Annotated in this window: 7 protein-coding genes; 4 read left to right on the top strand and 3 right to left on the bottom strand. The window is 47.7% G+C overall.

The window, feature by feature from the left end; genetic code table 11:
* Window positions 1–364 precede the first annotated feature (364 nt).
* The gene (locus BM231_RS20950; RefSeq protein WP_054784228.1) at window positions 365–631 is read left to right on the top strand and encodes a hypothetical protein; all 267 of its coding nucleotides are present in this window, start codon (window positions 365–367) and stop codon (window positions 629–631) included.
* Between the two features lie 114 nt (window positions 632–745).
* Here the strand turns inward: BM231_RS20950 and BM231_RS20945 are convergent, their stop codons facing one another.
* The 3 genes from BM231_RS20945 to tssM all read right to left on the bottom strand — a co-directional run bounded on the left by BM231_RS20945 (window position 746) and on the right by tssM (window position 6853).
* Window positions 746–1468: a helix-turn-helix domain-containing protein gene (locus tag BM231_RS20945; RefSeq protein ID WP_159437978.1), complete on the bottom strand. Its 723-nt coding sequence runs from the start codon at window positions 1466–1468 to the stop codon at window positions 746–748.
* 367 nt (window positions 1469–1835) lie between these two features.
* Window positions 1836–3260 (bottom strand): TssA family type VI secretion system protein, encoded by a 1425-nt coding sequence (locus BM231_RS20940; RefSeq protein ID WP_093522475.1) that lies wholly within the window; start codon window positions 3258–3260, stop codon window positions 1836–1838.
* Between the two features lie 5 nt (window positions 3261–3265).
* On the bottom strand, window positions 3266–6853 hold the full coding sequence (tssM, locus tag BM231_RS20935; RefSeq protein ID WP_280142359.1) for a type VI secretion system membrane subunit TssM: 3588 nt from the start codon (window positions 6851–6853) through the stop codon (window positions 3266–3268).
* Between the two features lie 268 nt (window positions 6854–7121).
* Between tssM and tssB the strand changes: the two genes are divergently transcribed.
* From tssB to tssE, 3 genes are all read left to right on the top strand, one after another.
* Window positions 7122–7631 carry a type VI secretion system contractile sheath small subunit gene (gene tssB / locus BM231_RS20925; RefSeq protein WP_063310410.1) on the top strand — a complete coding sequence of 170 codons (510 nt, stop codon included), beginning with the start codon at window positions 7122–7124 and terminating at the stop codon, window positions 7629–7631.
* A 96-nt stretch (window positions 7632–7727) separates the two neighbouring features.
* Window positions 7728–9221, top strand: a complete 1494-nt coding sequence (tssC, locus tag BM231_RS20920) for a type VI secretion system contractile sheath large subunit (protein ID WP_063289815.1) — start codon at window positions 7728–7730, stop codon at window positions 9219–9221.
* Between the two features lie 9 nt (window positions 9222–9230).
* Window positions 9231–9689, top strand: coding sequence for a type VI secretion system baseplate subunit TssE (tssE, locus tag BM231_RS20915; protein ID WP_208860545.1), 459 nt, complete (start codon window positions 9231–9233; stop codon window positions 9687–9689).
* The last annotated feature ends 8 nt before the right edge of the window (window positions 9690–9697 follow it).

Here is a 9697-nt window from a genome sequence, read left to right as displayed (position 1 = left end):
GGAGGCTTGGTGTTTATGTTCATGTTGTTGTTCTCATGTTCTAACCCCGCTAATCCTATGGGTTTATAGGATTTTTCACCTTCATCTCATTGACAGTTTAAGCAATCCATCGCATGGTTTAAGCGAGGCGTCGAAACCTCGGTAACGCGGCACCGCAGCCGCTTTCTGCGGTCTTTTTGTGTCTGGAGTTAGGTCTTCAAACGCAACTCTCGCTTATGGGCGGGAGGGCGGTGAATACAATACCCTTCACAGGGGAATAAACCCGCCTGTCGTTACCAGGTTTCGAACCTCCCGCTCGCCAGTGGGTTGTCGAAAGCCCTCTGTTGAGTGGTTTGTTCAACAAACCTGTAACGAGGGTATTTTGATGACTGATACTGGAAAAGAGAAATGTGCCCATACGTCCCTTCGCAATGAAGTGGATCAGCTTCGCTTATCAAGCAATCACCTCAAAAATCTAGTTTATTCCATGAGCGTGGTGATGAGTGAGCGTATGGAACACACTCAGGAATATGAAGCGTTGCTGACGCTGTTTGATACTGTGCGCACTCACATCAATGATGTGCAGGAAAGCGGTGAGAAAATCTCAGAGCTGCTTGATCCCTGTGCACTGGAAATCTCTAAAAGCAAGTAAGTTGGAATGATGAGAGGCTTGCCTCTTAAGGAATATTCTGGCTTGGGAAGCGTGAGCTTCTCAGGCCTTTTTAGTATGTGGCTGCTGAGGTGCCCAAAGCACTGAGAAGGGCATTCAATGATTGAGCGCTGCTTGGCTGCGTTCTAATCGTTGCCTTTCTTTTGCAACTTCTTCTTTTAAGAACCAATGGCCTGTCTCTCCGTCATGTTTCGAGAGTTTTTGGGATAAGACCTTTTTCTTTGAGGTCTTACAAAGAATCTCAAAGAGTGGGTTTGATACTGAGATAAACTTGGATGTTCGATTGAGTATCTGCATTGCTGCTGCTTTTGCGTTAGATGACACTGATTGAAGTTCACCTGTATTATTATTTGTATATTTATCTTTATTTCGTGGTGCTCTCACGTCACCCTTTAGTTGCTCATTTTGGCATGTTTTTTGGTCTTTTTTGTCACTGCAACGGCGTTCTGGCAGTGAGTTTGGTGCGACCATAGGTGCTCTGCTGTCACGTTTTTCATCCGCTACATGGCAAAAGGCATAATGATTGCTTTGCCCGCGACCACGTGCGCGTTGAGCTTTAAAATATCCAGCTTGTTCTAGCTTCTTCAAAGCCCGGATCACCGTTCTTCTGCTGGTGCCTGCGTCCTCTTCAAGGCGAGAGATGCTTGGCCAGGCCTCTCCGGTCTTAGTGTTGAAGTAGTCACACAGAGCGATCCCCACGACCTTTTCTGATGCTGAAAAGTTATGGTCCCGGCACAGTTTGCTAATCCAGACAGCTTTATCGCTGTATTGGATGGTTAAGCTGTTACAATGCTGTATCTTACCAGTTGAGCCACTCATCATTTCCTCCCCCACTTCAGCAGGCGAGAAACCTTTGACAAAATTCGCCCTGTTATTTGACGTTTAAATAGCGGTTTGACGTTTTTTACGGATCTAAGCCATTGAAATTTAGACAAGAGTTCAGGATTGAAAATCCGCGTGTCGGTGGTTCGAATCCGCCTCCGGGCACCACTTATCCCTTGAAATTGCTAGACAATAAAGTGAGCATTTGCTCTACTTTCTTAAGGTTTGACACTTTTTCCGGCATGGTTTGACACTTTTGCTCTAACCGCTTGCTGAACTCTTCCCCGCGCAAAGTGATTTCCTTCTCAAATCGAACAGCAATATCCGACATGCTTTTGCGCAAATCAGCACTATCGCTTGCTCATCATTTGCGGCTCTTGCGTGTAAGTGCACTGGCTCTCTTGAAGAATTCGGGGTCCCAGTCGGTTATGGATGTTTCTTCGACGGATGTTTGTAGGCGGAGTGTTTGGTCGGAGACGAGGGCGGAGAAACCGGAGCCTGCGAGGTCTTCCAGCATCGTAAGTTCCATGAAGGCCTTTTGGCGTGGGGAGCGTTGTGATTTGTATTCACCGTTCCATTTTGAGGCCAATCTTGGATTGCCGACGAAATCTGTGAGTCCTTTGCTTTCCTGCTGGCTATCTGCCTGAGCAGGCATGTCTGCGTGCGCTGGCTTTGAGTTCAGCCATTCTGCCGTTTCCCCTTCGATGAAGGGTGTTCCATCGTTGAAGCACAGCTCACGCAGTTCAGGGATGCGGCTTATGAACCCCTGGGTGCTCTCTGTGATCGCATTTGCGACTTGAATGTGATCAGCTTTGAGGGCCAGTTGAGCAGAAATATACTGCCCTTCAATCCAAAATGGCATGGAAAAAAGCGTTGTCTCTAACTGGTGAATGACCGCTATATCTGCTTTGCTTTGCTTTAATGCGTCGCGATACTTGTCGCAAGTATCTATTGATACGGCAGGAATGATGGTTCGGGACTCCGATGTTATCTGAGGGGCTCCTGTGATCTCTTGCCAACATGCATGGCGGCGTAGCTGGTAGATGAAGGGAAGGGATGGATCTTCCTGAAAGATGAGTGTGCATATTTCAGCTGCAGTGCGTTTAAAAGAACGTGCATCCATCGGAGTTGCAGAACCGATGCTTCCCGTCTTCGCTCCATCTCCTGATGCAGAAGATCCTGAGGTGGTCTGGGCTTTTTCATTCTCCGTCTGCTTCTTTTCAAGCTCAAGTCTCTCCTGAAGCACACGAAAATCTTTTACCAGCCCGTGTTCAAGCAAGAGTTCGTTTTTGGTCAAACGGGCAAGGCTTTCATCCAGTCTTTCAGCTTCTGTACCGGGCTTGCCGGGCAAAGCATCCATGCTGAATAATCCGCAGATACGGCGCAGGATGAGATCGAATCTTCGATCTTCTTTTGGACAGAGGTCAGCTCTTGGCATTGTTAAGCAGGCATCAAGACCCCGAATGCAACTGGTTAAAGCACCACGTGTTTTCCGCGTCATTCGTGCGAGCAGCACAGCTTCCAGAACAGCCAGGCTCTTCTGAGTGTTTTGCAACAATTGCAGTGCTTCCCGCTCAACTAAGCTCCAGTCGATCGAGCCGTGAGAAAGGGTGCCGCGTTTCATTAACTCATCACTGACGGCATCAAAATCTGGGTGATCTTCAATGTCGTCTTCAAAGCTATCTGAAATGGGGGAAAGAACGGCTTTTGCAAGGTCGTCATAGGATGTTACGAAAACAGAAGAAGCAGCCGGAGCTACCTCTTCTGTTTTTGCTTCTGATGCAGTCATGTGAGTTACATCTTTGCTGGTAAAATAAGGCCGGACAATGGTTGCTTGCGTGCGAGCGAGCTAGCTCCTTTGTGAAGCAGTGAGTAAGTCGCTTTTTGACCGTCGAAATTAAATTCGATCAGTGCACCATTGCTGTCAAAGCCCTTCGTTGTGGCGAAGTCCAGCAGTCGGAAACCAGACCAAGGCCCCTTGAACGTAACTGTATGCGGGCGACCTCGTCCTGCAGGGAAGACTGAAAGGCTGCTCTCTGCCTCATTCGTGAGGACGTTGGGCCAAATCACGCGGATTGGGCGCCGGGGTCCATGTGAATAAGAAATGATCTGCCCTTCAATATTCATCACAGCGCGGCGTAGCTTAGCTGCGAGGGCAACGGGTTGAATATTATATTCAACACCGATGAGACCTTCAGAGTTAAAGTAGCTTCTGCGTAGATCCAGAATGATCTTGAGATTGTCCTGAAAATCCTTTTCGATGGCTAAGTGACGACCATCGATGGTTTTGGGTTCACCCGTTGCTTCATCAACAAACACGATGAGGTTTTTCTTATAGAACGTCTCGATTTTGCCGCCGGGACCGAAAAAGCTCTCAAACTCTTCAAGCGGTATTTCTTGCTCAGCTTGCTTGTTGAATGGGTAGAGCTGAGCGTAGTTCAGATTATAGTCGGCATAAATCTCTTCATTCCAGCTGCGCTGTAGTTCCTTCTTTGCTTCTTGCAGCAGAACCTTCCAGCTTTGGTCCGCTAGTTTTGCAAAAAAACGGTTCAACGGGCTTGGTAAATCGACACCCACTCGTTTGAGTGTGTAGATCGGATCTTCTCCCTGGAGATCGATTCTGGCTTTTGCTCGAGCAAGGGCCACTTCGCCAGAGCGCTCTCCAGCTTGGCGGATGTCTTTGAGGTATTCGTAAAGCGTGTTGAGTGCAGCATCGAGATCCTCAAGATAGGCTTTTTCGCCTTCCTCCGCCTCAACCAAGCCGTTCAGATTGGAAAACGCCCGCCGGACACGTAATCCTTGCTCGCGGTAAATGTCGAAGGGAAGGTCGGAGTCTACGGCCTGTTCGGCATTCAGCTCAATGAGCTTGCCCTCATAGATCTCTGTTTCACTTTTGACGCGGTTTATGAGCCTGTTCAACGGCCGGTCTGGACCAGTCAGGGTTTCAAGAATATCAACCGCATGATCCAGATTTCTGAAGTCGGTAATTTCTAGGCGGTTCAGCGCGGTGTTCCAGCTGGATATGTAGTTGGTTGCATAGCGAGAGACGATCTTGCGCCGGAATTCCTTCAGGTCGGCTTGAGAATACTCAACTGTTTCGCGCTCATCAGCGACCCAGGCATCTTCGACAGCGACGACAGAAAGCCCGTCATTCATCTTTACGAAGTAATCTAGGTAGGCGTCCTTTGTGAAGAATTCTTTCACGCCGATTGGTTGATCGCTCCCAGAGTGTTGTCCGGTGCCATCAAAGACGATGTTGTAAGCAGGGCCAATGTCATTGCGGAAGTTGACCGGAGAGGCAAGCTGTCTGTCACTGACCTGTTCGATATTACGGTAAAGGCGTAGATCTCTTGGAACCTCTCTTAAGTCTCTTTGAGAGGTTTCTACCAGATCCTTGTCTAGTGCGGCTTCTAGGCCTGCAGTCTCGATGGCAAAGACCAGATGATCACGAAGGGCTTTTTGTAGTTTCAGATCACCTTCAAATTGCTCTTGCCATTTCTGTTCCATCCAGGCTTCGACCAGTAGCTCATTTCGTCTCGACGCATCTCCCAGCATGAGATAGACGCGCAAAGCTTCAAGGCGTTCATTGCTGTCTTTACCGGCCTCGTCTTCTCCAAGTTTTGCGATCTCATCTCGCACGTATGCCGCTACTTCAGGAAGAAAGTAACGTGCAAGCATGTCCACATATGCTTTTTCAACCTCTGGGCCAATTTTGTGGCCTTGATAAAGCTCCAGCTGAGACATAAGCCAGTTTCTGTTGCGGTAATTTCCAAATATGTCGCTTGCCGATGTAAGAGCCCCAAGAGATCGAATATAATTCTGTCCTGATGCATTAGAGTTTTGCGCCGGCCCTTGTTGGAGCAACTCTTCAAAGTTTTCAGTGATATCGACGACCTCGTCCGCGCGCGCGCGGTTGCTCTCGTAACCCATCCAATAAGCGCTGAAAAAGCCGACATACAACAATGAAGCGGCCAAACCTGACCCGATGAGGGCGAAACGCTTCGCCCGTTCAATCTTGATATTGTCGCCAGCAAGGCCCGCTTCTTTGAAAACCACTTGGTCAAACAGGGAAGAAGAGAAGTACTGTTTGGATGGACCGCTGTGAATGGGCAGGATTGGAGGCGCGATTTCGTACTTTTGTGAGGTTGCTTGTAAGACAGGATTGGTTGGGATGGCTTCCTGTCGCGCGGATGAAAAGAAGATGCCACGAATATGAGGAGCGGTTGAAAACTTGTCTTGGTGCAGGGCCTTACCGAGAAACCCACTCAAAATTGTACTCAAACCAGCCATTTCACGTGTAAACAGGTAGAGCTGTCGACGTTTGTGTGCTGAGCGAATGTCTGAGATACGATCAACAGTAGTATGATTGAGGTTTTCCAGCAGTTTGGCAAAGGCTGCATTAAACTCGTCTAACCATTTGTCCTGATCGTGGCCACTATGAAGATCAAATGTAAAGCCAAATGGCTTTGCCCGTTCTGAGGTAGGTAAGCATCCAATGAACTCATGGAAGCCATCGATCAGGTCGAACTTGGTAAGTACCACGTGGACGGTATAGCGCGTGCCCAGCACTTCTGTCATCTCGCTCAGGCGCGCATGAATAAGCGCAGCTTTCGTGGTTCGCTCTTGAGAGGAGAGTGAAATGAGTTCTGACAGGTCGAGACATAAGACAACGCCGTTAATGGGCCTGCGTGGTCGGTTGTCGCGTAAAAGTTTGAGAAAACGGCGCCACAAACCTGCGTAATGCGTTTCCTGGGTGTCTGATTGCTTTCCGTTCACATGCTCAACAAACTGCCCGGCAACGTCGAACAGAACCGCCTCATCGGTTACCCAGCAATCAACGTCTTTTGTCGGTTGTACATGCTTGGCGTCCTCCTGAGAGAAAAGATGTGCAAGTGGAAACTTCAAATTCGATTCAACAATAAGGGATGTCTTACCTGAGCAGGGTGATCCCAAGACGACAAACCAAGGTAGGGCGTAAAGGTTCTTTCCATTCTTACGAGAACCCTTGCCCGCCCAGTTTCTGCTGATGGTCTGCAGCGCTTGGTTGAAGCCACGCTCGAACTCATTGAGATAAGATAGATCAGGTGTTTTGGGTTTTTCTCTTTTGTCTTTATTTTTACTCAAATCACCTTTTTTCTTCTTTATGCTTACATAAATTAAGTTACTGGCGCCCCAAATTATGGAAAACACTGCCATCGCAAGAGCGCTATAGATTAATTTTCTTTCGCCTGAGGTCTCAAAGGAAAATATGAAATCCCTGAACAAAAATACACTTAAAACGAGTAAAATTAGAAATATTGAGCTTATAAATATATATGATGTAGTTAATTTAAAAATCGATAATAGTATAGTTTTGATTATTGAGAGAGCTCTAATTATCATTACGTTTCTCTGGTTCGTATTAATCAGGTCGAATCGCATTTTCAGGCAATGTAATCTTTTTTCTCGAAATATTTACTTTGCTAATCAATATTACTAAAGTCTAATAACGGAAGTTTTACTTTTGGGTTGTCGTCTGTTTTTCTTTCCGATAGGCCTAATGAAAATTTAGAGTCGAATTGGCGCTAAAGTTTTTAATTTTAAATTTAAGTACAATCTTAGGTAGTTTCTAAGTTGTTTTCAGATTTATTAAGAAGAGTGGGGAAGGCTAATGGCTGGCAAAGAAGGTTCTGTTGCACCCAAAGAGCGGATTAACATTCGCTATGTTCCGGCAACTGGTGACCAACAGGAAGAAGTCGAACTGCCGTTGCGTCTTGTCATGTTGGGTGATTACAACGGCAAAGAAGACGATACGCCTCTTGAAGAGCGCGAATTGCTCTCAGTTGATAAGAATACATTTGCATCGGTGATGAAAGAAGCCGGGCTGGAGCGTGAGCTAACGGTCAAAAATACGCTTGTTGAGGAAGAGGACGCCCAACTTGCCGTCAATCTGAAGTTTGAAGGACTAAAGGACTTCGAACCAGATTCTATCGTCAAGCAAATCCCTGAACTTAAAAAGCTAATCGATTTGCGTGAGGCTCTGGTTGCTCTTAAAGGACCGCTTGGAAACATTCCTGCGTTCCGCAACCGGTTGGAGCAGTTGCTGCAAGATAAAGAACAGCGTGAAAAGCTTCTTTCAGAGTTGGATGCGGTGGTTTCTTCTCAAGATGAGAACAGCTGACGCTAAGTCATTATCAAAAGATTTTATACACGACTGCGGAACTCGATTGTTTTGATCCGCAAGTACATTTCAAAGTAAAAACATGGATGTGATGACATGGTAGATGTATCAGCTTCTACCGGCCAGCCAGATGTTGCCGGTTCGGGGGCCGCGATTTCTCTTCTTGACCAGATCATGGAAGAGACCCGCATTCGCCCGGAAGACGAAGAAAGCTATTCCATAGCGCGTAAGGGCGTTGAAGCGTTTATTTCTGACCTCCTTGCGAGCCAGGAAGTTGACCAACGGATCAATCGAGTGCTGGTTGACCGTATGATTGCGGAGTTGGACCTTAAAGTATCTGCTCAGCTTGATGAAGTTCTGCATGACGAAAAGTTTCAAGAACTTGAGTCTGCCTGGCGTGGTCTGAAGCTACTGGTTGACCGCACGGATTTCCGTGAGAACATCAAGATCGACGTGCTTTCTGTCTCCAAAGACAAATTGCTGGAAGATTTTGAGACCAGCCCGGAAGTTGTGCAGTCTGGCCTTTATAAGCATGTCTACTCCAGTGGATATGGTCAGTTTGGTGGTGAGCCTGTAGGCGCGATGATTGCGAACTATGACTTCGGACCCGGCGCTCGTGATGTAAAACTGCTTCAGTTTACTGCCTCGGTTGGTGCAATGGCTCATGCTCCGTTTATTGCGGCAGCTGGTCCTAAGATGTTCGACGTTGATGAGTACGTGGATCTGCCAGCGCAGAAAGATCTGTTCTCCATCTATGAAGGACCGCGTTTCCGCAAGTGGATGGGCTTCCGCCAGAGTGAAGATTCCCGCTATGTTGGTCTGACATGCCCGCGCTTTTTGCTTCGCATGCCGTATGATGCGGAAGAAAATCCGGTTGATGCGTTCGTCTATAATGAGAACGTGACAGAAGAGCATGAGAGTTATCTCTGGGGTAACACTTCTTTCCTGATGGCAACACGCCTGACAGAGAGTTTTGCTAAGTACCGTTGGTGTCCAAATATCATTGGTCCGCAATCAGGTGGTGCTGTTCACGACTTGCCGGTACATGTGTTTGAGGCCTTTGGTCAGCTCGAAGAAAAAATTCCAACGGAAGTGCTGGTTACAGATCGCCGTGAATTTGAGCTTGCCGAAGAAGGCTTCATTTCGCTGACCATGCGCAAAGGCTCAGACAATGCGGCGTTCTTCTCCGCAAACTCTGCGCAAAAGCCGAAGATCTTCCAGAACACGAAGGAAGGTAAAGAAGCGGAGACCAACTATAAGCTTGGTACCCAGCTTCCTTACATGATGATCGTCAACCGCCTTGCTCACTACATTAAAGTGCTGCAGCGCGAACAGATTGGGTCATGGAAAGAGCGTGAAGATCTGGAGCGTGAACTCAATACATGGCTCCGCCAGTATGTGGCTGATCAGGAAAACCCACCTCAAGATGTGCGTTCACGTCGTCCACTGCGCGCAGCAGAGGTTATCGTCTCTGATGTTGAAGGTGATCCGGGTTGGTACCAGGTGTCTTTGAAAGTGCGTCCGCACTTCAAATACATGGGGGCGAATTTTGAATTGTCGCTCGTTGGTAAGCTGGACAAGGATAGCTAAGGGCTGCCCATGAGAAAGCGCGATGAACCAGTTGTTTGGGACAGCAGGCTTCGTACGGCGCGTGGCAGTTTGTTTGAACGTTTGATTGCTGATGAGGAGGAGATTTCTCCTCCTCAGAACATCGATCTGTTGGAAGCAAAAGTAAACTCTATCAAGCGTCATCTAGCCAAGCTGTTGAATGCGAGAGCAGGGGCTTCTGCTGCCACACCAGATTTAGGGCTGGTTGATTTTAACTTGTCCAGCGTGGCGACAAACGACCTTACGCAACATATTGCGGCCTCTATCCGTCAATGCATTGAAAAATATGAACCGCGCGTTCAGGTGCGATCCGTCCATTTTCTTCGTGACCCAGACCGCCCATTAGAACTGCGGTTCAAGGCAACTCTGCTCATGCCAGCTTTAAGCCAGGGAGAGCAGGTGCAAATCGATATTCTTATGAAAGATGGGCATGTCGCTCATATTGTTTAGTCAAGCAG

Origin of the sequence: Pseudovibrio ascidiaceicola (genome assembly GCF_900114245.1) — a bacterium.
Lineage (GTDB): Bacteria > Pseudomonadota > Alphaproteobacteria > Rhizobiales > Stappiaceae > Pseudovibrio > Pseudovibrio ascidiaceicola.
The sequence above is the reverse complement of the archived record's forward strand: the minus strand, read 5'-3'. Positions and strand labels throughout refer to the sequence as shown.

What these genes read in the sequence shown, in the direction of transcription:
- BM231_RS20950 (WP_054784228.1), top strand. Translation starts at nt 365, where the DNA reads ATGACTGATACTGGAAAAGAGAAATGTGCCCATACGTCCCTTCGCAAT.
- BM231_RS20945 (WP_159437978.1), bottom strand. Translation starts at nt 1,468, where the DNA reads ATGAGTGGCTCAACTGGTAAGATACAGCATTGTAACAGCTTAACCATC.
- BM231_RS20940 (WP_093522475.1), bottom strand. Translation starts at nt 3,260, where the DNA reads ATGACTGCATCAGAAGCAAAAACAGAAGAGGTAGCTCCGGCTGCTTCT.
- tssM (WP_280142359.1), bottom strand. Translation starts at nt 6,853, where the DNA reads ATGATAATTAGAGCTCTCTCAATAATCAAAACTATACTATTATCGATT.
- tssB (WP_063310410.1), top strand. Translation starts at nt 7,122, where the DNA reads ATGGCTGGCAAAGAAGGTTCTGTTGCACCCAAAGAGCGGATTAACATT.
- tssC (WP_063289815.1), top strand. Translation starts at nt 7,728, where the DNA reads ATGGTAGATGTATCAGCTTCTACCGGCCAGCCAGATGTTGCCGGTTCG.
- tssE (WP_208860545.1), top strand. Translation starts at nt 9,231, where the DNA reads ATGAGAAAGCGCGATGAACCAGTTGTTTGGGACAGCAGGCTTCGTACG.